Source organism: Tolypothrix sp. FACHB-123 (assembly GCF_014697075.1).
Taxonomy (GTDB): domain Bacteria; phylum Cyanobacteriota; class Cyanobacteriia; order Cyanobacteriales; family Nostocaceae; genus Aulosira.
In genome coordinates this window covers 49496-74168 of the sequence record NZ_JACJRE010000040.1, presented here as the reverse complement: position 1 = coordinate 74168, position 24673 = coordinate 49496, and the positions used below count along the sequence as shown (strand labels likewise).

Here is a 24673-nt window from a genome sequence, read left to right as displayed (position 1 = left end):
ATTCTACTTTTAGCATTCCTGTTTGATTTTCTACCACACCACCTATCCACAGTAATATGTTTTCTGCGAAAACTCCAGTTTTCAAGATGGATGAGGTTTAATGGTAATGCCAATTTATTTTTAATAAATCCCAACGGTATTGTATTTGGAAAAAATGCTCAATTAGCTATTCGCGGAGCATTTACAGCAACTACAGCAAATAGCTTAATCTTTCCCAATGGAGTTGAGTTTAGCGCTACCAATCCCCAATCACCACCTTTATTAACTATCAATGTACCAATCGGTTTACAGTTTGGTTCTCAACCAGGAAGTATTATTAATCAAGCTGTTAACGCTTTAGGTGTTAATGGTAGCACCTTAGCCCTAGTAGGTGGTGAAATTATCTTAGATAGCAGTAGATTATTTGCCTTAGATGGAAAAGTGAAACTAGGATCTGTGGCAGGAAATACAACAGTTGGGTTGGATGTTAATGGTTCATCCTTGGGTTTCGACTTACCAGAAAATTCAGCGAGGGAATCCATCAACTTAAAAAATAGTAGCTTAATTAGGGTAATTGGTAATAGTGAAATTGAACTATTTGGAGGTGAGATTAAGCTCAACAATTCGTTTATTTTTGGGAGCAATGGCGGCTCAATTGTGATTGATGCAACGCAACTAAGTTTGGATCAAAAGTCTTCAATTCAGAGTGCTATTACTGATGCAGTGAATGGGGGTGATATTCAAATTCAAGCCAGCGATGCAGTAACTCTTGCTAACGGTAGCTCGATTTTATCTGCTAGCAATGATTCAGCTACGGGTAAGGGTGGCGATGTTACTATCAATGCTGGAAAAATCACAATTAACGGAGATGGAATCTTACAAAATACTGGTCTTACCAGTTTCATCTCAGCAAATACCAGTGGAGCAAGTAATGGAGGAAACCTCAGCCTTAATGCTACCGAGTCTGTTAATGTCAATGGCGGTGCTGTTTCTGTTATATCTGCGGGTGTAGGTAAAGCGGGAAACTTCACTGTCCGGTCAACAGATGCTGTAAATATAACCGACAAAGGTATTTTAGGACTTTCTAGCTTGAGTTCAGGTTCAACAGGTAACCTGCGAATTGAAACTGGCACTTTGCGAGTTCAAAATACCTCACTAGGAGGAGGAATCACAGCAAATACTAGTGGTGGAAGTGTGGGTTCTATTGCCATTCAAGCTAGGAATGCAGTTGAGGTAACTAATGGCAGCATCCTTACAGGTGTTCAACCCGGAAGTACATCTCAAGCAAGCGCGGGGGATATTACCATTGAAACCCAGCGAGTTAATCTCAAAGATGGGGGCTATATTAGTACGAGCACTTTTAGCAGTGCAAATGCAGGTAATATTTTTATCCAAGCGGATGAGTCTGTAGAGATTAGTGGTGTTTCTAAGACATTTATAGACTTGAGTAGTGTATCAAGTGAAACAGGTTTTGAGGCAACGGGGAATGCAGGTAATGTCACGATACAAACACCCAGACTCAGCCTAACTCAAGGGGGAAATATAAGCACTAATTCTACAAGCAGTGGGAATCCTGGAAATATTACTATCCGCGCCAAGGATTTAGAACTAGATGGGTTTGTTTTCGTAGCTCAGGAACAGTTGATTGGACTAGATTACCCTAACGTGCTAGAAGTTTTGTCTAACCCGTTAACACAAGAAATTCTATCTCGCTTCGGTGGTATCAACTTTATCAGTACAATCACCTCTGAGGTTATTGGAAGTAATGCAGATGTAAGTGGTGGCACGATAACTATTGATACAGAAAGGTTACGCCTGAGTAATGGTGCAAACATATCAACTTCAGTACTCTTCGGACGAGGACAAGGTGGTAATTTAGTGGTTCGTGCCACTGATGCTATTGATATTTCTGGGTTTGGCCCCCAAAGAATTGATAATTCTTTTGCACCATCAGGTTTATTTGCCGACTTGCAAACGGGAGGAATTGGTTCTGGGGGCAGTATTGATGTGATAACAGGACGCTTAAACCTCAGCAATGAAGGACAAATTTCTGCCACCACCTTTAATCAAGGTAATGCGGGAAAAATTACGATTAATGCCGAGCAAATTAATATGGGTGGAAGTAGCAACATTATCACTCAAGTAGATAACGAAGCTACAGGCGATGCTGGCAATATTAGCATCAAAACTCAACTATTAAATGTACAAGAACAATCGCAAATATCATCAGGAACTCAAGGAAATGGAAATGCGGGTAATTTAACAGTACAAGCTGATAACATTATACTGACAGGCTCAGACAGCGAGTTGGTAACTGGCTTAGTAACATCCGTTGACGAAAGTGCTAATGGTAAGGGTGGCGAAATAGATATTACGACAAATCGCCTTGTTGTCCGTGATGATGCTGAAATTTTTTCCGGCAGTATAGGTAATGGTGATGCCGGAAATATGAGAATTAGTGGTAATTTTTTAGAAATTAATGGTCAAGGAAGTGCGATCGCATCTTTCACTAATATAGGTAATGGTGGTGACATCATTCTCGATATCAGCGATTTATTACTGTTGCGCCGTGGCGGTTTAATTTCCACCACCGCAGGTAGGGCGCAAGCTGGCGGTGATGGGGGTAACATCAGTATTAATTCACCCTTTATCGTCGCCATACCTAACGAAAACAGCGATATTAGCGCTAATGCCTTCACTGGTAAAGGTGGTAATGTTAGCCTCAGCACTCAGGCTATCTTTGGGATCGAACCCCGTCCAAGACTAACAAATCAAAGCGATATCACCGCAAGTTCTGAATTAGGCGTACAGGGACAAATCACCATCACTCAACCACAAGTCCAGCCGCCACAAAAACTCATCGAACTACCAACAGGATTGGTTGACGCTAGTACAAGATTTGCCCAAATTTGCCCCAGAGGCCGCTATGCTAAACCTTTAGGTTCCTTTATCGTCACCGGACGCGGGAGTTTACCTCCAAATGCCTTGGAACCACTTACAGGTATAAATAACCTCAGTCCTTTAGCTACTTTAGATGGGAAAAAAGCTGATACTGAAATTGATGCGGGAATGCAGGGAAAACCAAAAGCGGTGAATTCAGCACCAATTGTTGAGGCGCAAGGTTTAGTGAAAACTGCTGACGGTAAGATGATGCTGGTTGCACAAGCGCCAACAGCCACACCTGCGGCTACTTCAGCCACTACTGCATGTGTTACATCTCCCTATAACTACTGATAAGTGTAAGTTGAATCTCACGCATCAGCCCTCAGAACAATCAGTGATGAATTTGATACAGAACTGGCTATTACAAGTAAAAGGACTGAGAAAAAAGCGATCGCTTAAATTGTGCGATCGCATTACCTCGCAAAACTGCTATATTCAAACTCATCTCACCTTATGCAGTCTTATTCTCCTCATTGCTACCCCGGCTTACAGCCAAATCACCTCCGATAACACCTTAGGTGCAGAAAGTTCTCAAATTACGCCCAACGTATTAATTAACGGTGCAAATGCAGACCAAATTGACGGCGGCGCTTTACGTGGTAGCAATCTTTTTCATAGTTTTAGTGACTTTAATATTAATGATGGGCAAAGAGTGTATTTTGGCAACCCCACCGGAGTGCAAAATATTCTCACGCGAGTCACAGGCGGACAAGCCTCAAATATTCTCGGCACATTAGGAGTTAATGGTAATGCCAATTTATTTTTAATTAATCCCAACGGCATTTTATTTGGGCAAAATGCGCGGTTAGATATACGCGGTTCATTTGTGGGAACTACCGCCAATGCTGTGCAATTGGGTAATCAAGGAATTTTCAGCGCCACAAATCCCGCAGCACCACCTTTATTAACTGTTAATCCTTCCGCGTTGTTGTTTAATCAAATTAATCCCAATAGCATTACCAACCGTACCCGCTTCAGTGAGACGGATGCTGCAAATACTGCATTATTTTCGCCAGAACAGGGAAGCCGTTTTTTAGTAGGTGGAAATATCATCTTTGATGGTGGTCAAATAGGTGTGCTAAATAATCGCCTAGAATTGGGCGGACTAACAGCAGTGGGATCTGTTGAACTGATTGGTAGCGGTAATGAGATGCAGTTAAGTTTCCCAGAAAATGTATCTAAAGCAGATATTACATTTCAAAATAATGCTGCTGCATTGACAACTGGGGGTAGTCCAATTACTGTTAACGCTCACAACTTTAGCTTGTCTAATAATAGTTTAATTGGTGTAGCTTTTGCAGAAGGGCAGGGAACATTAGGAATTCCATCAGGTGACCTAACAATTAATGCGACAGGTACTGTTTCTCTGGATGATAAAAGTTATCTTCTCAACGTTGGTTTGCAAAATTCTTTGGGTGATACGGGAAATATCGCTATCAATTCTAATTCAATCCGTCTAAGTAATGATAGCCAAATCTCTACAAATGGTCAAAAAAATCGGGGTAATATTAGTTTAAATTCCCTTGAGGATATTACTTTAGATAGTAATAGCCTTATTAGTACCTTTGGCACATCAAACTCTATTGGTAAAGCTGGCGATATTTCTCTCAATGCCCAAACCATAAATTTAAGCAATAGAGCGGCAATTAATTCTGGTAACAATGGGCAAGGACTAGGAGGGAAAATAACTCTGCACGCCCAATATTCTATATCACTCTCTGGTAGTTCTATTATTGCGAGTGCTTCTGCTGCATCTGTATTTGGCGGAGTGAATAACCAACCAAGTGGTGATATTGAAATTACAGCGAGAACTCTTTCCCTTGATGGCGAATACACCACAATTAGTTCTAGAAATTTTGATGAGGGTCAAGCTGGCAATATTCAAATTATTACTGATGATTTAATTTCGCTAAATGGGTTTGCTACTATTACCTCTTCTGTCACTGGTCAAGGAAATGGAGGTGATATTCAACTGCAAACGCGAGTATTAACACTCTCCAATGGCAGCAATATTGATACTTTGACACGAGGACAAGGTAAGAGTGGCAACTTGTTAATTAACGCCTTAGATTCTGTTACTTTGACTGGGACAACAACGCTAGTTAATCCCCGAACTGGAGAAAACTTAATTTCTGGAAGTAGGCTAGGAACAAATTCTCAAGGTTCTGGAAACGGTGGAAAACTAACTATTAATACTGGACGATTGAGCATTCGCGACGGAGGAAATATTATCACGAACGCATTTGTCGGTCAGTCCGGTCGGGGAGGAGATTTAACAATTAATGCTACAGACTTCATAGAAGTCATTGGTACTACGCCCAATGGTGCTATTAGTAGTGCGATTAGTAGTTCAACTTTAGGCTCTGGCGATGCTGGAAATCTTACCCTTACTACTCCCCGCTTGAGTGTGCTAGATGGAGGAAGCGTGAGTGCAGGAGTATTAAACAGTGATAGCACTGGGCGGGGTGGTAATTTAACCATTAATGCCTCAGACTTAGTTGAAGTAGTCGGAGTTTCACCCGATGGTCAAGTATTCAGCGATATCTTTGCTGGTACTACAGGATCTGGGGATGCTGGAAATATGACTATTAACACGAACCGTCTAATTATTAGCGGTGGTGCATTGGTAGGTACTGATGCTCGTACATCAAGCAAGGGACAAGGTGGTAATTTGACCGTCAATGCTCTAGATTCTGTTGAGGTTATGGGTACTAGTCCAGATGGCGAAATCTTGAGTCAACTAACAGCATCAACTGGTGGGGCTGGTAATGCTGGAAATATGACCATTAATACGAATCGTTTAAGTATTACTAGTGGCGCATCAGTCAGTACTGATACTCGTGCATCAAGTAAAGGGCAAGGCGGTAATTTAATTGTCAATGCTTTCGATTCCGTTGAGGTTGTGGGTAAAGGCACAGACAGTCAACTTTCTAGTACCCTAACAGCATCAACTGGTGGGGCTGGTAATGCTGGTAACCTTACTATAAATACTCGCTCTCTCAGTATTCGGGATTTAGGAATCGTATCAGCAACAACATTTTCAGGAAGCACAGGGAACGGTGGTAATTTAACCGTCAACGCTTCCGACTCAGTAGATGTGATTGGTGGCTATTCAGAAGGTCAATTTGGCAGCGTTCTGACAACTGCGACATTTAGCTCTGGCAATGCAGGATATTTAAATATCAATACTCGCCGCCTCAGCATCCGTGATGGGGGATTCGTGTCAACAGCTGCGGCTGAAGAAAGTACAGGTCAAGGGGGGAATCTAACCGTTAATGCCTCAGATTTAGTAGAAATTGTTGGTCAATCTTCAGATGATTTATTTGGTACCTTTCTGACAACTGGGACATCTGGAACTGGCAATGCCGGAAATTTAAGCATTACAACTTATCGCCTCAGTCTCAGCAATGGGGGATATATTACAACAACTACAAGTGGTGCAGGGCGAGGCGGTAATATTGATATCAACGCTACCAACTCTGTAGAAATCTTGGCGAATCCAGCAGACATAGATTTACCTGACGGCATATTTACATCAACTGGTGGTGCTGGTAATGCTGGAGACGTAACAATTCGCACCCAACACCTCAGCGTCCAAAATGGGGGGGTAGTTGGTGCAAATACAGCCCCAGAAAGCACAGGGCAAGGTGGTAATGTTACTATTAACGCTTCTGATGCCGTTGAAGTTATTGGAATTTCAAATAATGGTCTTCTTCCCAGCTTCATTTCCGTTCGTAGCCGAGGCCAAGGAAAAGCGGGAGATATCACCGTCAATTCACCATTAATCAAAGTTGAAAATCGCGGTGCAATTAATGCGGAATCTTTTGCCAATGATGGCGGTAATATTGCGCTGAATACTAATATATTGTTGCTGCGCCGTGGTGGTAATGTTTCTGCTACTGCTGGTAATCAAAAAGCTGGTGGTGATGGCGGTAACATCAGCATCAATTCATCTTTCATTGTCGCTGTACCAAATGAAAACAGCGATATCTCTGCTGATGCTTTCACTGGTAAAGGTGGTAACGTTAACATCAATGTGCAAAATATTTTTGGAACTGAAGCACGTTCCCAGCAGACAAGTCAAAGCGATATCACCGCCAGTTCTGACTTAGGCGTACAGGGACAAATCAATATCTCGTCACCAGAAGTTCAAACTCCTCAAAAACTGCTGGAACTACCTACAGGATTAATTGATGCTAGTACTCAATTTGCGCAAACTTGCCCCAGAGGCCGCTATGCTAAACCCTTGGGTTCTTTTGTCGTCACTGGACGCGGTGGTAGTTTACCGCCTAATACTTTAGAACCACTCACAGGTACAGGTAACCTCAGTCCTTTAGCTACTTTGGATGGGGAAATTGTTAATAGTCAAACTGACGCGGGAATACAGCTAAAGGAAGAAGTGGTGAATTCTGCACCAATTGTTGAGGCGCAAGGTTTGGTGAAAACTGCTGACGGTAATATTATTCTGGTTGCGCAAGCGCCAACAGCAACACCTACTGCTACTAGTAGTTCTGCTATGTGTCCAGCATCTTAACCCTGATTTATTCATCATCTGAATCAGAAAATAATGATTCTAAATCTTGATAACCACTAACCACATGAACAACATCAATTCCATCTTCTCTAGGGTAATAAAATATCAAGTAGTCTTGAAAAACAATACCTCTTAAATTAGGTGCAAGCCTCGCATAACTTTTTCCCATATTGGGGAAATCAGCAACTAATTTACATTTTTGGCGAATTCGATCAAAAAGCTGGCTGGCTGCTTTCGGGTTGTTGCGTCCAATATATTCACAAATTTATTCTAAATCTTGAATTGCTTCATCAGAAAATGAATAATTACCCATGCTCAAGATTCCTCAGTCATAGCGCGAATCTTTTCTTGCAATCTCGCAAACACTATTTCACCATCTGTTACTTGTCCGTTAGCAATTTGTTCTGTACCTAATGCTATTTTTTGGCGGAATTTTTCTAGTCGATTAACTCGTAGTTCTAACAATTTAATGGCTTCATTCATGACTTCGTCTACACTATTAAATTGTCCGTTAGCAATTTGCTCTTGAATGAATTTTTCGTATTCTGGTTTTAAGTTAACGTTCATATTTCAACTGGAAATATAACTACAATGTCAATTTTATCAAAACTCATTTATTTGTCTGTTACGAGTAGTTCTGCTATATGTCCGGTAGATAATTGTAGGTTGGGTTGTAGCTTGCTTCCCGAAGGGTACGAAGTGAAACCCAACAAACTCCCGCAAATGTTGGGTTTCGTTCCTCAACCCAACCTACATAGTTTCAGGTTTTTGGCGCGAACACCAAGCGTATTGTGTCCGGTAGTTCAGTGAACAAGATTTTTTTATCTCACGCAAAGGCGCAGAGGCGCAAAGAGGAGTATGAAGAGGATTAAAAGGTTTGTGGTGTTGATGGCGATCGCTCTTTTATTATCTATAACATCGCCGGGGTTAGCGCAAGTAACACACATTGCTCAGGTTCCTGGTTTATCTGTGGAACAGCAAGCGCGTAATTCCTACGCTAAGGGTGAGTTTACAGAGGCGGCGCAGTTATTTCAACAAGCAGCGCAGGCTTATAAAGCTGCGAATAAACCGATTCAGCAAGCGTTGAGTTTAAGTAATTTATCTTTGTGTTATCAACAGTTGGGAAAATGGGATGAGGCGCACCGTGCTATTACTGAAAGTGTTGCGCTATTAAATACTATTAAAAATGCGAAATCAGATAAATCTTTGGCATTAGCTCAAGCTCTGGATATTCAAGGCGGGTTACAATTGGCACGGGGTCAAGCTGAAGCTGCTTTGAAATCTTGGGAAGCGGCGACATCTATATATAATCAATTAAATAAACCAAATCGGGTACTGACTGCTCAAACTAACCAAGCGCTGGCTTTACAAAATTTAGGTTTGTATAAAAAAGCAATTTCTCTATTGGAAACAGCGTTAAAGTTACCCCAGGTTGCAAATATAAACCCTGAACAACTCAAGCCTTTATTAGAAAAAATTGCAGCGACACCAGAAACAGCTACGGCGTTAAGAACTTTGGGTGAATCGTTGCGGGTGGTGGGGAATTTTCCGCCAGCGACTTTAATTTTAGAGCGCAGTTTGGCGATCGCGAATCAATTACAATTACCTGAGGCGATCGCATTAACCCAACTTAGTCTCGGTAATCTTGCCCGTACTCAAATCAGCTTGACTAAAGCTAGCAAAACTCCGATTAATCCCCAAGTGGCGATCGCATTTTATCAACAAGCTGCTATCTCTGCACCCCTAAATTTAAAAGTACAAGCGCAAGTTAATCAACTTAGCTTACTAGTGGAGACTAATCAACTAGATGCAGCCAAGGCTTTATTACCACAGCTACAACAAAATATTGCAGCCTTACCACCTAGCCAAAGTGCGATCGCATCACGGGTAAATTTGGCGCAAACAATGATACAAATGCAAAAGCAATCCGGAAGCCAAATTTCGGAAACAGAAATCGCCAAACTATTGGCAGTGGCGGTACAACAAGCCCAAGATTTAGGCGACATACGCATACAAGCTGATGCACTGGGTACTCTAGGTAACGTTTACGAACAAGCACAGCGCTGGCAAGATGCAGAGAAATTAACTCAACAAGCCGTACAATTAGCACAAAAAATCAACGCTGGGGATATCGCCTATCGTTGGCAATGGCAATTAGGTAGAGTATTAAAAGCCCAAGGGAAAAGCAAAAGTGCCATCGCTGCTTACACAGAAGCCGTTGGTACAATTAAATCATTGCGTGCAGACTTAGCCGCCGCCAATCCCGATGTGCAATTTTCCTTCCGCGAAGCAGTTGAACCAATTCACCGTCAACTCGTCGGCTTGTTAGTCGAATCCAATGAAAAAGATAATTTAAAAGCCGCGCGAGATGTCATTGAAGGCTTACAGTTAGTCGAACTCGATAACTTCTTCCGCGAAGCTTGTCTTAATGGTAACCCGGAACAAATAGACAAAGTCGATCCCAAAGCCGCAGTTATTTATCCCATTATTCTCGAAGACCAACTAGCAATTATTGCCAGCTTACCAAATTCTCAAGCAAAAGCCGACAAACAAGCAGAACGTGATTTTCGTTACTATAAAAAACCTATCAGTCGCCCAGCCATTGAAAAGCTAGCAACCAGATTAGGAGAAGATTTAAAGCAATCAACAGCTTTTGACTTGACTCTGCCCCAACTGCAAGAAATGTATAATTTAGTTCTCAAAGATGCAGCCGTAGACTTAGAAACTAGTCAAGTAGAGACATTAGTGTTTGTCTTAGATGGGGTATTGCGAAATATTCCAATGGCGGCGTTACATGATGGTCAACAATTCTTGGTGGAAAAATATAGTATTGCCCTCACACCCGGATTACAATTATTAGCACCGCGATCGCTCAAACAAGAACGCTTAGGAGCCTTAGTCGGTGGGTTAAGTGAAGCGCGTTCCGGATTTACCGCCCTACCCAACGTTCAGCAGGAAGTAGACAAAATTAAATCAGAACTACCCTCTCAAGTTCTTTTCAACGATACATTTACAAATTCCGCCTTTCAAAACCAAATTTCCGCCGTTCCCTTCCCCATTGTTCACCTAGCCACCCACGGACAATTTAGTTCCCAAGCAGATGACACATTTATTCTCACCTGGGACGGCAAAATCAAAGTTAACGAACTCAGTGGAGTTTTAAAAACCGTCGAAGTCTCACAAGACAACTCCCTAGAACTCCTAGTTTTGAGTGCTTGCGAAACCGCCACCGGCGATAATCGTTCCGCCTTAGGATTAGCAGGTGTAGCCGTGCGTTCTGGTGCTAAAAGTACAGTAGCAACCCTATGGCGCGTTGACGATGAAGCCACCGCAACACTCATGAGTCAATTTTACGAGCAACTAGTCAAAGCCAATCAAACAGGTATCACCAAAGCAGAAGCCTTAAGACGCGCCCAACTTAGCATCCTCAAAAACCCAGAATATCAAACCCCATATTACTGGGCACCTTACGTATTGTTAGGCAATTGGACTTAAGAGGGGACAGGGGGGACAAGGAGGACAAGGAATTTTAGATTTTAGATTTTAGATTTTAGATTTTGGATTCTAATCTAAATCTAAAATCCAAAATCCAAAATCCAAAATTGAATTGCCCATGCCCCATGCCCAATTGCATAAGTCCCCCTCACCCAGAACTATAGAGAGTCAGCTGGAAGTTACGGAGAGATTACCTTGGTAGAAGAACTATATACACCAGAACAACTCAATCACATGCATCAGCAGTTGTGGCAGTGCGTATTAGAATTTGCTAACCTTTCAGCCACCCAAGAACGCAACCGCATTGCACGAGAGTTGCATGATTCCCTGGGACATGCGCTGACGGCGTTAAATTTTCAATTACAGACAGCCAGTAAACTATGTAAACCCGATCCCAATCAAGCCCAAGAGTTTCTTAATGAAGCACATCGGTTAGTTGCGATCGCAACTCAAGAAGTCCGTCAATCAGTCAAAGCCTTACGTAACGATCCATTAGCCACCCAGTCTTTAGAATCTTTGATTGAATCTTTAGTCCGTGATTTTCATCAAACCACTGGTATTTTACCAGAAGTGAAAATCAATCTGCCGATTCCCTTATTACCACACTTAACCGCGCAAATTTATCGCATTATTCAAGAAGCACTCAACAATATTCGTAAATATGCCCAAGCAACAGCAGTACAAATTTATCTCTGCACCACATCAACTGGACTAAATTTAACAATTCAAGATAACGGTCGGGGATTCGATCCAGAAAAAATTTCTGGTGGTTATGGACTGCGGGGAATGCAAGAGAGAATTGCTGTTTTACAAGGTAATTTTTACTTAGAATCCCAACCGCAGGCAGGTTGTTGCATTCATGTTGAGATTCCCAAGCAAATATCGAATTTACCGGACATACCAAAAGTATCGGAAATATCCGATATAGCCATCATCTCGGAAATTTCTATTCCTCAAGAATCTGTTGCTCTAAATCACAATCATGCAGTCAAAATCGGTGAATGGCAACCTCTAAATTTAGATGAATGGCAAACTTTAGAATCACAGGAATTTATATATTAAGATTCTTGCGCCGACAAGATATACAAAAATAATTACAACTTTCGTATTACTAAAATTGCCAATTATCAACTTTCGTTGGATGAGACAAATTTGAGCCAAACTAAAGTTGGTAATTACTAGCAATACATAGTCAAATACCAAAAATCAGGTTTTAATTATGGATGTAACATTTATTTCATCAAACCGCCAAAACCATGATTACTGTTCTGTTGTTGATAATAGGAGGCTTAATACTAGCTTGGCAACTCCAGATATATACATTTCAATACAAAACTCAAAATTTGCTATTAATTCAAGCAAAAAATCATGAATTAATTAATTTATATAAAGCTTTAGGACAATCAATCATGGCTTTAAATATCCAACTACAAGCGGCACAGAAATTATCCCAAATCAATCCTATACAATCACAACAATCATTGTCTCAAGCTTACCAATTAAGTAGCGAACTGATGCAAGAATTGCGGCATATTGTCAGAATCATGGATGAAGAAGGTAGGATAAGCACTGCCCCCCAAAATTTTAATATGCTATGCAATCCCACTTTATTGCTACAATCCAAAATCCTGCGGCTGAGCGCTCACAACGAAGTCCAAAACCTAAAATCTAAAATCTAAAATCTAAAATTCTATGATTCGCTTATTACTGGTAGACGACCAAAGTTTAGTTCGCCAAGGTCTCAAAGCAATGCTGAGCTTAGAATCAGACCTAGAAATTATCGGTATGGCAGAAAATGGAGAGGAAGCAATCACCCAAGTAGAAACATTACAACCAGATATTGTATTAATGGATCTGCGAATGCCGGTAATGAATGGTGCTACGGCTACTAAAATTATTTGTGAAAAATATCCCCACATTAAAGTATTAGTTTTAAGCACTTATGATGACGAGCGCGATGTCAATGAAGCAATTCATGCTGGCGCAAAAGGTTATCTTTTAAAGGATATGCCTTCCGAAGAATTAGTTAATGCTATTCGCAGCATTAACCGAGGATACGCACAACTTGCACCTGGTCTTTTAGAACGGGTTGTTAATCATAAAGTAACACAACCAAATCCCAGTGAATCTGTTCCTCCGGCATTAAGTTTATTAACACCGAGAGAATTAGATGTAGCGCGTTTAGTGGCATTGGGTGCAACAAATCAAGAAATTGCTCAGAAATTATTTATATCAGAAAGTACAGTAAAAACTCATATTAACAGCATTTTTAATCGCCTCAGTCTTAAAAATAGAGCGCAATTAGCGATTTATGCTAGTTCTGTTTGCTTACCCAATACTTAAACTAAATGTCTGTTAGGAGAAGTCAAAGCATACCCTACAAATCTGGAGTTTTGCAATAGCAAGCAAAGAAGTAAACAAAATCACATTTTCTTTACATTTCTTTAAATACAGGCACAAATAATCAAGTCATAATCAACTTTAAAAATGACCTGAGTTAGTTTCTAGAAATTTTCTAAAAAGAAAATAGTAACTAGTTAGTATTGTCCTAAGTTATTGATATGATTTGTGGGAACTAACTGTACAATCAACAGCAATGGACGAAAATCATCGCCGTTCTTATTGGCGTGCTAATACGGCTTTAATTCGTAACCTTTTAATAGTCTGGGCACTTGTTTCCCTGGTTTTTAGTATTTTGCTAGTTGAACCATTGAACTCAATCCGCTTTTTTGGCGTTCCCTTTGGGTTTTGGATGGCACAGCAAGGTTCAATTTTAATATTTGTGGCATTAATTTTCATTTATGCCGTCCAAATGGATAAATTAGACCGCAAATATAATAAAAAGTGAGGAGCAAAAGTGTCAGTTGAAATTTGGACTCTTGTCATAGTTGGCATTTCTTTCTTAATTTACATCTACATCGGTTGGCAATCACGAGTTGAAAATACTAAAGATTTCTTTGTTGCTGGACAAGGAATTCCTTCGATTGCGAATGGTGCTGCAACTGCTGCTGATTGGATGTCTGCGGCTTCCTTCATTTCAATGGCAGGGTTGATTTCTTTTATGGGCTATGACGGCTCAATTTATTTGTTAGGTTGGACTGGAGGCTATGTACTCTTAGCACTACTTTTAGCTCCATACCTACGTAAATTTGGTAAGTATACAGTACCGGATTTTGTCGGCGATCGCTATTATTCAAATGTTGCCCGGTTAGTCGCAGTGATTGCAGCAATTTTCGTCTCTCTTACCTACGTTGCCGGACAAATGCGGGGTGTGGGCATTGTCTTTAGCCGCTTTCTGCAAGTAGACATCAATACTGGTGTGATCATCGGTATGATAATTGTGGGATTTTTTGCTGTTTTGGGCGGGATGAAAGGCATCACCTGGACGCAAGTAGCTCAGTATGCTGTGTTAATTGTTGCTTACCTACTGCCCGCGATCGCACTTGCTTATTTGCTTACAGGTAATCCCGTTCCCCAACTAGCATTTACCTTTAGTGATGTGGCTGACAAGCTCAATCAAATTCAGCTGGACTTAGGATTTAAAGAATACACTAAGGCATTTGTGAACAAGCCCATGCTAGATGTGCTGTTTACTACTATTGCCTTAATGGTGGGTACTGCTGGCTTGCCCCATATCATCGTCAGATTTTACACTGTGCCTAGCGTGCGTGCTGCCCGATTTTCTGCGGGTTGGGCATTATTATTTATCGCCATCCTTTATACCACTGCCCCAGCACTGTCAATGTTTGCTCGGTATAACTTGATTGATAAATTACACAATCAGACAGTTACACAAGTACAGCAACTAGATTGGGCGAACAAGTGGGAAAAAACCGGACTCCTAACTTTTGAAGACAAAAATAACAATGGCAGTTTTCAGTTAACACCAAATAAAGACACCAACGAAATTAAAATTGACCGAGATATTATTGTGCTGTCTACCCCAGAAGTGGCTAATCTCCCACCTTGGGTAATCGCCTTAGTCGCAGCAGGTGGGTTAGCCGCCGCTTTGTCTACAGCATCAGGTTTATTGTTAGTAATTTCCAGTTCCGTCGCCCACGATGTCTATTACCGGATCATAGATTCCAACGCTTCCGAGAAAAAACGTGTATTTGTCGGGCGGATCATGGTAGGTTTATCCCTGGTTTTAGCTGGATACTTTGGGGTAAATCCGCCAGGATTTGTCAGTGAAGTTGTGGCTTTTGCCTTCGGGTTAGCCGCTGCTAGCTTCTTCCCGGTGATAGTCTTGGGTATTTTCGATAAGCGTACCAATTCTCAAGGTGCGATCGCGGGAATGTTAACAGGCTTAATTTTTACGATTGTGTACATCGTCGGCGTGAAGTTTGCCGGTATGCAACCTTGGTTTTTTGGCGTTTCTCCCGAAGGAATTGGTACTTTGGGAATGGTAATTAACTTGGTAGTTACCTTAATAGTTTCGCGCCTCACCCCACCCCCACCAGCAGAAATTCAGCTACTAGTGGAAGATTTACGCACACCAGTCCTTGAAGAGTAGTTAACTAGCCATCAAATAGTTTAGTGCAATTACTGACTTACTAAGAAATCAAAATTACACATATCATCTAGAGGCATTTACATAAAATGTCTCTAGACTTTTTGACATAATCCCTCTGATAAAATCAGTTCTCAAAGTCAACCGTCAACATTATTACCAAAACAGTACAATTAAAACTGATTCGCAACTACCCCAAACTGCACAAACTTGACTTATGCAACTTTGGACACCCAACCAATCACTACAACAAGGACGATTTATTGTCCAAAAAGTCCTGGGTAGTGGTGGTTTTGGTATTACCTACAGTGCTATTGAACCAAATACGGGTAAATTATTTGTCCTCAAAACACTGAATCACATCCAACAAACAAGAGATGATTTTGACGCCCAACAGGTAAAATTTGTTAACGAAGCCCTACGTTTAGCTCAGTGTAGCCACCCTCACATTGTCAAAGTTCATGAAGTCATCAAAGAAGATGAACTCTGGGGAATGGTAATGGAATATATTGATGGGCAAGATTTAGCAACTTATATTGATGAATACGGACAGCTATCAGAACCGGAAGCTTTACGCTACATCGATCAAATTGGACAAGCTTTAGAATATGTGCATACCAAAGGATTTTTACATCGAGATATTAAGCCAAATAACATTTTGTTACGTCAGGGTACACAAGAAGCTGTATTAATTGACTTTGGGCTAGCCCGTGAATTTAACTTAGGAAAAACGGGTAGTATGACTAATGCGAAAACTGAAGGTTATGCACCGATTGAACAGTATGAACGTAAAGGAAACTTTGGTGCTTACACAGATGTTTACGCATTAGCGGCGACGCTGTATAGTTTGCTAACTGCGGAAGTACCTTTCCCGGCTAAATTTCGCAAAACTGGTATACCTCTACCACCACCACAGCAATTTAATCCCCAAATTAGCGATCGCGTCAATCAAGCGATTCTCCGAGGCATGGAGTTAGAAATAGAAAACCGCCCGCAAACAGTCAGAGAATGGTTAAAATTAGTCAATCCGCAATTAGCGATCGCTACTCTTGAATCTACTATTACTCAAGACTATACTCGCCTGCGGGACTTACTCGCAGTCGGCGAATGGCAAAAAGCAGACGAAGAAACACGCCAAGTCATGCTAGCTGTAGCCGGAAAAACAGCACAAGACTATCTTAATATTCAAGACATCGAAAACTTTCCCTGTGAAGACCTGCGGACAATAGACCAACTATGGATAAAATACAGTCAAGGGCGCTTTGGCTTCTCAATCCAAAAGCGTGTTTATCAAAGTCTCGGTGGAACCGAAAAATTTAACATAGACACCTGGGAAGCTTTTTGGGATCGCGTCCAGTGGAGCAAAAATGGCAAATGGATGTACTATAAAGACCTCACATTTGATCTCACAGCACCAGAAGCACACCTCCCCATAATGCATATTTATTTAAATAAAAAATGGGATTTTGTAGACTATGATTGCAAAGTAAAATATATCTCTTCTTTAACATCAAGACTGAAAGAATGTAACATATAGGGCATTGGGCATTGGGCATTGAACAACTGACAACTGACAACTGACAATTTAAATAAATGTCTGCCAAAGTCACCCTCAAGATTATCAAAGGCAAGCTTTTAGGAAGACAATATATATTTGATTCCCGGACTATTTGTATTATTGGCAGAAGCCAAGAATGCAACATTCAGCTACCAAACGATCCAGATCATAAAACTATCTCTCGCTATCACTGTTTATTAGATATTAACCCGCCAGCAATCAGAATTAGAGACTTTGGAAGTAAGAATGGTACTTACGTCAACAGTAAAAAAATCGGTCAACGTCAACCACATCAAACTAGAGAAGAAGCTGCACAATTAGAATTTCCTGAATATGATTTACATTCAGGAGATAGAATTAAACTCGGTAATACAATTTTTGCTGTTAAAATTGAGACTAATCCTGAAGAAATAAATATCCCCAACTATCTGCTACCAACAGCTAGAGCTAATCCAGATTTTACACAACCACCTAATCCTCTAGAAATTACCAAGCGCTTGCTGAGCGTGGCGAATATTAATGATGATACATTACAAACCATTCGCGGTTTCCAGCTAATTGAACTCTTAGGACAAGGTGGGTTTGGAGAGGTTTATTTAGCAAGACACAATGCTTCTGGTAAGTTAGTTGCCTTAAAGGTCATATTACCTGCGATCGCTGCTAATGAAAATGCAGTTAAAAGATTTTTGCGCGAAACAGAAAATACCAAAGCTTTACAGCACCCTAATGTTGTCCAAATCATCGATTATGACTTTTTTGAAGGTATATTCTTCTTCACAATGGAATATTGTTCTGGCGGTACTGTTAGCGATTTAATGGAACAGCAAGGTGGTAAATTACCTATTGATATTGCAGTACCAATTACTCTGCAAATTCTTAACGGACTAGAATATAGCCATCATGCAGAAATTCCTTATGTAAAATTAAGTAATGGTGGCTTTGGTAAAGGTAAAGGTTTAGTTCACCGCGACTTAAAACCAAGTAATATTTTTCTCACCTACAATGAAGGAAAATTAATAGCCAAAATTGGAGATTACGGTTTAGCTAAAGCATTTGACTTAGCTGGTTTAAGTGGTCAAACCCTTACAGGAGCTAAAGCAGGAACTCCTGTTTTTATGCCCAGACAGCAATTGTTAAACTTTAAATATGTGCAACCAGAAGTAGATATTTGGGCAACTGCTGCTTGTCTGTACAATATGCTTACAGGAACTTACCCACGCAATTTTACAAGCAACGATCCATTTTTGACTGTATTACAAAATGACCCCGTCCCCATTCGCCAGCGTGACCCAACTATTCCCCAAAAATTGGCAGAGGTCATAGATTTAGCATTAATAGATAAACCAGAAATTTATTTTAAAGATGCAATAACTTTTAAGCAGGCTTTATTAGCTGCATTATCAACGATATATACCTAATTAATATCAAACTTACTCTTATCAGTTAAATAAAAAAAAGTCCCCAACATAAAGCTGAGGACTGTATTTAAAATTAAGGTGCATCTACCATCTCTATATCCATCATGATTTTGTCAAATCGGGATGAATTAGATTTATTACAGAAACTTTATAAAAATCTCTTCCTCATCCAATATTTATGTGGCTGGGACTAACTCAGAATTAGCAATTACTCATTCTCTATAGTTTGCAGCACCTTGAGATATAGATTTTCTACTCTCTGAGTCTGTAACTCACCAAACGAAGCATAATTAAGCAAGCCAGGAGAACCATTGACTTCAATCAGAACATAATCCTCCATAGGCTGAGTGATATCACTAGTAATAATATCTACACCTGCTAATCTTAAATTCATATCCTTTGCGATCTTAATCGCCAATTGTTGGAAATCGGGATGAATTTTTTCAGTCAAATCAACCGCCTCACCCCCACTAGATAAATTGGCATTATCCAACAGATAAACAATAGTATTTTGCGAAAGTATGCTATCAAAATTTAGCTTTTGTTTTTTTAATTTTTTTTGAATCCTAAAATCTTCACAATCAATAATTCTCCTACCACTTTGAGTCAAATAAAATTGTTTCTTTTGCAGAAGCTCCCAAATAGAAGTTTTACCATCACCAACAATAAATAAAGGAATTCTTTGATAAGTAATAATTACTTCATCATCTAAGACAACAATTCTGTAATCATTACCAAAATGAAATCTTTCAACAATAAAACCTGAGGTTATTTGAAAGATTTTTTTGGCTACTTGATAATATTCTCGTTTATTATAAACCTTGGTCACCAAGGTACCTTGACTAAGATTAAGCGGCTTAACAATTACAGGAAAACCTAAATATTTAGCATAATCAAAACCTTCATCAACATTTCTTAAGGTAGCTATTTTTTGACATAAACCCTCATTAAAAAATGTTTTACCTTCAGGAACTATATAACCAAAATTCCTCAACAAAAAACTAGAGCAACCTTTGTCTTTAGCAATTTCTGCTGCACCAAAACCATTAATATTAAATTGAGTTGAGCGAAAAACAGTAGTTTTGCCGTTTTTAAAAGTAATATGTCCAACAAATTTGCATTCTGGGTCTATTAATAATACTGCTCCTATTTGTTCAACAACTCTTTGCAGTATTGACACTATAAATGGTGTTTTCATTTTTATACTTTTTAGTTTTAACCTGCAAGTAATCACACATCTAGGCTATTTTTTGCTATAATTAACAATCATATAGACATTATCCTAGTGACATTGGCTCTGTTGCTTTGAGGTTTATTTGTAGTTTTATTAATTAGGTGTGAAAAATCGACACATATATATTCAAGTGTGATGTACTAAATTGTCAATCCTGCTATTTGTCTAAAATCTATTCAGTAATTCGTTAAAAATAGCAATTTCTTCTCTGTGAAGAAACATAATGATACCTCTGACTCCTAGGGGGTCACACCCATTGTAGTAGTTATCCAGCAATGATTTTCTCTAAGACTGGCAAAGATAGCAAAGAAACTTTTTTGACAATCAGATGAGGGGTCTTACCCTTTATTTGCTACCAGTAGGATAATCAAGTACTACTAATGAAATCTTCAATTTTCACCAAACATTTAACACTAAGTGTTGACAAGCTAAAAATAATGTATTAATAAGGGTGCATCAAGAATTAAAAGGCGTTAGTAAAACATCCCCGCCAAGAGAATTACTAACGCACTTGGCTTTTACTCGTAGGGATATCTCGATCATGCCACAAAATACCGATTACGATTCCACAACAGAAAATCAAGCAAAAGCTTACAGAAACCGCTTGAATGCTTGGGCAATCACTCGTATTAGTCCTGATACAAAACCAGTGATTGTGGCTAGATTTCGCACTCGTTCTGATGCAGATGGATATTTGCGACACTTACGCCAGGTCATACCTAACACTACCTTCGAGATTATTGTTGATTATCAACGTGATGAAGTAGTAGTTTAAAAGATGTAAAACATTGCTAGAGGCTAAAAAAAATCATATTTTAGCGATCGCGTTTTCCCTGGAGTAAGGATATATCTCACTGAATGTTAGTTTTTGGATTTTGGATTTTAGATGAGATAATAGCTGAATCCAAAATTCAAAATTGTTAAAATTGGTCAGAAAAATCCTTGAGGATATTTTCCTAGCAATTTGATAAAAAAGGCGAACATTATGTTCGCCTCTACTCAAATACTGTTATGGTGTTGCTTAATTAATCAGAAATTCTAAATTTTCGCTTCTTCTTTAACCAACTTATCCCAACCTAAATCTTTTAAGCTGTTATTTCGACGTAGGGGACGAGTGACTAATTCCAGAATGTCACGAGCATTGCCAAAGCCATGAATTTGGGCAAAGGTGAACTCTACAGACCATTTAGTGTTAATACCCCTAGCTTCCAGTGGATTAGCATGTGCCATACCAGTAATAACTAAATCTGGCTTCAAGTCATAAATCCGCTGAACTTGGTTGTAATTATCTGGCTTCTCAACAATTGTTGGTAAGGGTACGCCCATTTCATGACAAGTTTGCTGTAATAGCGCTAACTCAGCAGCTTGATAGCGCTTATCCATATAAGGAATGCCGATTTCGGGAACTGTCATCCCACAGCGAACCAAGAAACGTGCTAAGGAAATTTCCAGTAAGTTATCGCCCATGAAGAATACAGATTTACCGCGAATGAGTTTGACGTATTCTTCTAAACCAGCCCAGATTTGTGCTTCTCGTTCATCCAAGCCTTGAGGGGTAATACCAAACACAGAGCAAATTTTTTCCACCCAAGCACGAGTTCCATCAGGGCCAATCGGGAAGGGTGAGCCGATGAGTTTGCATTTACGACGCCGCATTAAGGTAGTAGCCGTTCGGCTCAAGAAGGGGTTAACTCCAGAAACGTAATAACCTTCTTCTAGCACTGGCAATTCAGTGAAGCGTTTTGCGGGTAGCCAGCCAGAAACTTTAATACCTTGCTTCTTCAATTCTAAAGTTAACTGAGTCACCACCGGATCGGGAAGAGAACCGAAAAGCACCAAAGGTGGGTGATTGACATACTCAGCTTCTTCTTGAACGACTTCTTCTTTTTTCTTGCCAAAGTTGAGCAGTTTGGAAATAGCGTTGCGTTCGTTTTTGTCTGTTTCCGCCACAGGTGCTTTATCAGGACAGCGATTAGCCATTGCAGCTAAGACAGTGTCTTCACCTTGGGTAAAGGCGTAATCTAAACCGTTAGCACGCGCAACCACAATGGGAATGCCAATTTCACCTTCTAACTTGGGAGCTAAGCCTTCCAAGTCCATTTTGATAATTTCTGTGGTGCAAGTGCCAATCCAGACAATTACACTAGGATTGCGATCGCGTTTAATTTGCAAGCACAATCGCTTTAACTCTTCATAATCATTCAGCTGTGCTGAAATATCTCCCTCTTCCAACTCTGCCATTGCATAACGGGGTTCCGCAAAAATCATCACCCCCATCGCGTTTTGTAGGAAATACCCACAAGTCTTAGTTCCAATCACCAAAAAGAAACTATCTTCAATTTTTTGGTATAACCACGCCACGCAGCTAATTGGGCAAAAGGTGTGGTAATTTCCAGTTTCACACTCAAAGTTTAAAGCTTCTGGTTGTTGAGCGATAGTCATTTTGGTTGTTTCTCCCCTTGATTTTTAAAGCGAACAAGGCAGGTGAAAATAGGGTAGGTATGTGGGGAAAGAATTATTCTTCCCCCAAATTCCAGTGATATGGCACATAGCACCAGCCAGCAATCCCTAAATTCAACAGGAACGCTAATAATTTAAGCGTTGGGGAAGAGACGGGCAATTTCGGATTCATCAAAAACGCCAGCTGGCAGTTCTTCCCCTAAAAATTCGTTGTTGTCATCACCCTTGTTTAGTGATGTTTCATCACCCCAGACATCTGATAAAACATCGCTAAAAGCGTTATCGTCTGTTGAGTTCAAATCTTCAAGTACTTCGTCATCTAACTTGATTTCTGATGCAACAGTTGTATCGAAGGAAATCTCGCCAAATTCATCTAAATCTCCACTAGATGTATTTTGGAACTGATTTTTTTTGCTTTGTCCGTTCAGTCCATTTGTACTTTGATGAGCTGAATTAACAATTGTAAATTCTTGAGCAACCGCTGCATCTGCAAAGGTGTTGAGGTGAGTATTCGTTGATGTCTCTTCTGAGAGATTTTCATCAATGATTGCTACTACATCATTTCCGTAGTTCTCTGACTCTGCTTTGGGAATAAAGCGGTTACCAAGAGCCATGTCTGGGTCGAAATGCAAATCCAGTACTTCAATTAGGGTATCAGCGTCAGCATTCAGTTTAGAAAAAGGCAGCATTAACTGTGCTAATTTTGGTTCCAGCGCATTAACAACTCCCAGGATGAGGTAAGAAGGCGGTCGCTTCCCTCCATCAGGGGTGTAAACTGATTCCACCTGCATGTGGAGAGTAATCCAGTCACGATTTGTCTGGAAAAATAGTAACCATTTTTGCTTTATTGATTCTGTAAAGCTGTGAAAGAAAGCCATGAGATTTTCCCCATCCTGAGAATTTGATGATTTATACAATCATCAAGTCTAATTCCTCTTCCGGATTACGTACCTGGGGTTTACTCGGATTTAAATAAAAATCGGATAACAAAGAGAACAATTCTCTATCTTGAGCATCGTTTGGTACAACACCTTCTGGCCGTGCCAAAATTTGGTCGGCAATATTGAGATAGTAATCGCAAACGTAGTTCAAAGATGGGTCAGATTCTGCCATTTCAAATAAAGTCTTACCCTTAACACGAGAAACACGAATATCTTCAATTAAAGGCAGAACCTCCAAAACTGGCATAGGTACCGCTTCTATATATTTCTCAATTAAATCGCGTTTGGAGGTGCGATTACCAATTAAACCTGCTAAGCGTAGTGGGTGAGTTCTGGCTTTTTCTCTGACTGAAGCAGCAATGCGATTGGCAGCAAATAAAGCATCAAAGCCGTTGTCGGTTACTATCATGCAGTAATCAGCATAGTTGAGTGGTGCTGCAAAGCCACCGCAAACAACGTCGCCTAGTACGTCAAACAGAATTACGTCGTATGTGTCAAAGGCGTTGAGTTCTTTCAGTAATTTTACTGTCTCGCCAACTACGTAACCACCACATCCAGCACCCGCTGGCGGCCCACCTGCCTCAACACAATCTACACCACCATAGCCTTTATAAATTACGTCTTCTGGCCAAACGTCTTCGTAATGGTAGTCCTTCTCTTGCAGGGTATCAATAATTGTTGGGATTAAGAATCCTGTGAGGGTAAAGGTACTGTCATGCTTGGGGTCGCAGCCAATTTGCAGCACCTTCTTGCCGCGTTTTGCTAGGGCGACTGAGATGTTACAGCTAGTTGTGGATTTACCGATGCCACCTTTTCCATAAACTGCTAGTTTCACTGCTTTTGCCTCTTAATAGTTTATTGTCAAACCTTTGGCTGAAACATTTGCCTTCACCTAGCCTGAGATGGCGATGCGTGAGGTCTTGTGTTTGCATTATTGTCCAAATTCAACGGAAAATAAAGGGTCGTGAAATATGCAAAATAGAGATATTTAAATTATATAAATCTAAATATGATTTTAGATGAATTAAAGCCTTTAAAAAGTTTTTATAAGCTTTAAAAATATAAATTTTTAAATTTTGTTTTGTATTAAAACAAAAAGAGTAACAATAGACAAAATGATTATATATAGTTTTGTCAATACTTATAGTGAGTTTGGATGATGCCGATCTGGGTATCTCAAAGTCAATATCAAGAGATCCCTGGCTGAGTTCCTCAGGTATATATACAACACAGAAAAATACTTGATTGGCTTTAGAAAGCTCCTGAAGATGAAATTAGGAGTTTAATGCCTTAATTTAGGCTATTATGTGGCATTTAAGCTATAAAATGCAGTATTTAGCGTTGAATAAACTTATCTTGATAGCCCTAAGTCTTTACACCGGAAGGATTAGGGCTAATTTTAATAGGGTAGATCAGATTGGAGGAAACAGTCTCGGCAACAGAAGAAGCCTGAATCTAGAGATAAAAAGCCCACATTCTTATGCTGAAATCCTGACAGCATAAGAATGTGGGCTTCATTTATAAAGAGCAACCTCAAAGGTTGTCTCATGTTAACCAAGTAATTTTTGGTGAAGTTGCTTTTTATATGCAACAAATTATTA

Annotated in this window: 17 protein-coding genes; 11 read left to right on the top strand and 6 right to left on the bottom strand. The window is 40.0% G+C overall.

Annotated elements, in window-relative coordinates:
• Positions 1–90 precede the first annotated feature (90 nt).
• Positions 91–3213, top strand: a complete 3123-nt coding sequence (locus H6G41_RS23345) for a filamentous hemagglutinin N-terminal domain-containing protein (RefSeq protein ID WP_242038023.1) — start codon at positions 91–93, stop codon at positions 3211–3213.
• 46 nt (positions 3214–3259) lie between these two features.
• Positions 3260–7456 (top strand): filamentous hemagglutinin N-terminal domain-containing protein, encoded by a 4197-nt coding sequence (locus tag H6G41_RS23340; protein ID WP_190749083.1) that lies wholly within the window; start codon positions 3260–3262, stop codon positions 7454–7456.
• Positions 7457–7463: 7 nt separating this feature from the next.
• On the opposite strand, the gene H6G41_RS23335 is transcribed toward H6G41_RS23340, so the two are convergent.
• Both H6G41_RS23335 and H6G41_RS23330 read right to left on the bottom strand, forming a co-directional pair.
• Positions 7464–7709, bottom strand: coding sequence for a type II toxin-antitoxin system RelE/ParE family toxin (locus H6G41_RS23335; protein ID WP_308796322.1), 246 nt, complete (start codon positions 7707–7709; stop codon positions 7464–7466).
• Between the two features lie 62 nt (positions 7710–7771).
• Entirely contained in the window at positions 7772–8023 is a 252-nt protein-coding gene (locus H6G41_RS23330; protein WP_190749081.1) for a type II toxin-antitoxin system ParD family antitoxin, read from the bottom strand.
• Between the two features lie 291 nt (positions 8024–8314).
• Here H6G41_RS23330 and H6G41_RS23325 point away from each other — a divergent pair, with 291 nt between their 5' ends.
• From H6G41_RS23325 to H6G41_RS23290, 8 genes are all read left to right on the top strand, one after another.
• Complete coding sequence (locus H6G41_RS23325) at positions 8315–10951, top strand: CHAT domain-containing protein (RefSeq protein ID WP_242038022.1); 2637 nt, start codon at positions 8315–8317, stop codon at positions 10949–10951.
• Between the two features lie 195 nt (positions 10952–11146).
• Positions 11147–12013: a sensor histidine kinase gene (locus tag H6G41_RS23320; protein ID WP_190749079.1), complete on the top strand. Its 867-nt coding sequence runs from the start codon at positions 11147–11149 to the stop codon at positions 12011–12013.
• A gap of 194 nt (positions 12014–12207) precedes the next feature.
• Entirely contained in the window at positions 12208–12630 is a 423-nt protein-coding gene (locus tag H6G41_RS23315) for a histidine kinase dimerization/phosphoacceptor domain-containing protein (RefSeq protein ID WP_190749077.1), read from the top strand.
• A 13-nt stretch (positions 12631–12643) separates the two neighbouring features.
• The gene (locus tag H6G41_RS23310) at positions 12644–13294 is read left to right on the top strand and encodes a response regulator transcription factor (protein ID WP_190749075.1); all 651 of its coding nucleotides are present in this window, start codon (positions 12644–12646) and stop codon (positions 13292–13294) included.
• A 253-nt stretch (positions 13295–13547) separates the two neighbouring features.
• On the top strand, positions 13548–13799 hold the full coding sequence (locus H6G41_RS23305) for a DUF4212 domain-containing protein (RefSeq protein ID WP_190749073.1): 252 nt from the start codon (positions 13548–13550) through the stop codon (positions 13797–13799).
• A gap of 9 nt (positions 13800–13808) precedes the next feature.
• Complete coding sequence (locus H6G41_RS23300) at positions 13809–15464, top strand: sodium:solute symporter family protein (protein WP_190749071.1); 1656 nt, start codon at positions 13809–13811, stop codon at positions 15462–15464.
• 214 nt (positions 15465–15678) lie between these two features.
• On the top strand, positions 15679–16998 hold the full coding sequence (locus H6G41_RS23295; protein WP_190749069.1) for a serine/threonine-protein kinase: 1320 nt from the start codon (positions 15679–15681) through the stop codon (positions 16996–16998).
• A gap of 56 nt (positions 16999–17054) precedes the next feature.
• A complete protein-coding gene (locus H6G41_RS23290) occupies positions 17055–18437 on the top strand; it encodes a protein kinase (RefSeq protein WP_190749067.1) in 1383 nt (460 codons plus the stop codon).
• 208 nt (positions 18438–18645) lie between these two features.
• On the opposite strand, the gene H6G41_RS23285 is transcribed toward H6G41_RS23290, so the two are convergent.
• On the bottom strand, positions 18646–19635 hold the full coding sequence (locus tag H6G41_RS23285) for a cyanophycin synthetase (protein ID WP_190749065.1): 990 nt from the start codon (positions 19633–19635) through the stop codon (positions 18646–18648).
• Positions 19636–20212: 577 nt separating this feature from the next.
• On the opposite strand from H6G41_RS23285, the gene H6G41_RS23280 reads away from it, so the two are divergent.
• Positions 20213–20446, top strand: coding sequence for a hypothetical protein (locus H6G41_RS23280; RefSeq protein WP_190749064.1), 234 nt, complete (start codon positions 20213–20215; stop codon positions 20444–20446).
• Positions 20447–20709: 263 nt separating this feature from the next.
• Here H6G41_RS23280 and H6G41_RS23275 read toward each other — a convergent pair whose 3' ends face one another.
• From H6G41_RS23275 to bchL, 3 genes are all read right to left on the bottom strand, one after another.
• The gene (locus tag H6G41_RS23275) at positions 20710–22113 is read right to left on the bottom strand and encodes a ferredoxin:protochlorophyllide reductase (ATP-dependent) subunit N (protein ID WP_190749062.1); all 1404 of its coding nucleotides are present in this window, start codon (positions 22111–22113) and stop codon (positions 20710–20712) included.
• 152 nt (positions 22114–22265) lie between these two features.
• On the bottom strand, positions 22266–23009 hold the full coding sequence (locus H6G41_RS23270; protein ID WP_190749060.1) for a DUF5331 domain-containing protein: 744 nt from the start codon (positions 23007–23009) through the stop codon (positions 22266–22268).
• A 31-nt stretch (positions 23010–23040) separates the two neighbouring features.
• The gene (gene bchL / locus H6G41_RS23265) at positions 23041–23907 is read right to left on the bottom strand and encodes a ferredoxin:protochlorophyllide reductase (ATP-dependent) iron-sulfur ATP-binding protein (protein ID WP_190749058.1); all 867 of its coding nucleotides are present in this window, start codon (positions 23905–23907) and stop codon (positions 23041–23043) included.
• Positions 23908–24673 lie beyond the last annotated feature (766 nt).

Coding starts and splice junctions, on each gene's coding strand:
- H6G41_RS23295 (WP_190749069.1), top strand. CDS start 15,679: ATGCAACTTTGGACACCCAACCAATCACTACAACAAGGACGATTTATT.
- H6G41_RS23325 (WP_242038022.1), top strand. CDS start 8,315: ATGAAGAGGATTAAAAGGTTTGTGGTGTTGATGGCGATCGCTCTTTTA.
- H6G41_RS23340 (WP_190749083.1), top strand. CDS start 3,260: ATGAATTTGATACAGAACTGGCTATTACAAGTAAAAGGACTGAGAAAA.
- H6G41_RS23290 (WP_190749067.1), top strand. CDS start 17,055: ATGTCTGCCAAAGTCACCCTCAAGATTATCAAAGGCAAGCTTTTAGGA.
- H6G41_RS23270 (WP_190749060.1), bottom strand. CDS start 23,009: ATGGCTTTCTTTCACAGCTTTACAGAATCAATAAAGCAAAAATGGTTA.
- H6G41_RS23330 (WP_190749081.1), bottom strand. CDS start 8,023: ATGAACGTTAACTTAAAACCAGAATACGAAAAATTCATTCAAGAGCAA.
- H6G41_RS23275 (WP_190749062.1), bottom strand. CDS start 22,113: ATGACTATCGCTCAACAACCAGAAGCTTTAAACTTTGAGTGTGAAACT.
- H6G41_RS23315 (WP_190749077.1), top strand. CDS start 12,208: ATGATTACTGTTCTGTTGTTGATAATAGGAGGCTTAATACTAGCTTGG.
- H6G41_RS23285 (WP_190749065.1), bottom strand. CDS start 19,635: ATGAAAACACCATTTATAGTGTCAATACTGCAAAGAGTTGTTGAACAA.
- H6G41_RS23310 (WP_190749075.1), top strand. CDS start 12,644: ATGATTCGCTTATTACTGGTAGACGACCAAAGTTTAGTTCGCCAAGGT.
- H6G41_RS23345 (WP_242038023.1), top strand. CDS start 91: ATGAGGTTTAATGGTAATGCCAATTTATTTTTAATAAATCCCAACGGT.
- H6G41_RS23305 (WP_190749073.1), top strand. CDS start 13,548: ATGGACGAAAATCATCGCCGTTCTTATTGGCGTGCTAATACGGCTTTA.
- H6G41_RS23280 (WP_190749064.1), top strand. CDS start 20,213: ATGCCACAAAATACCGATTACGATTCCACAACAGAAAATCAAGCAAAA.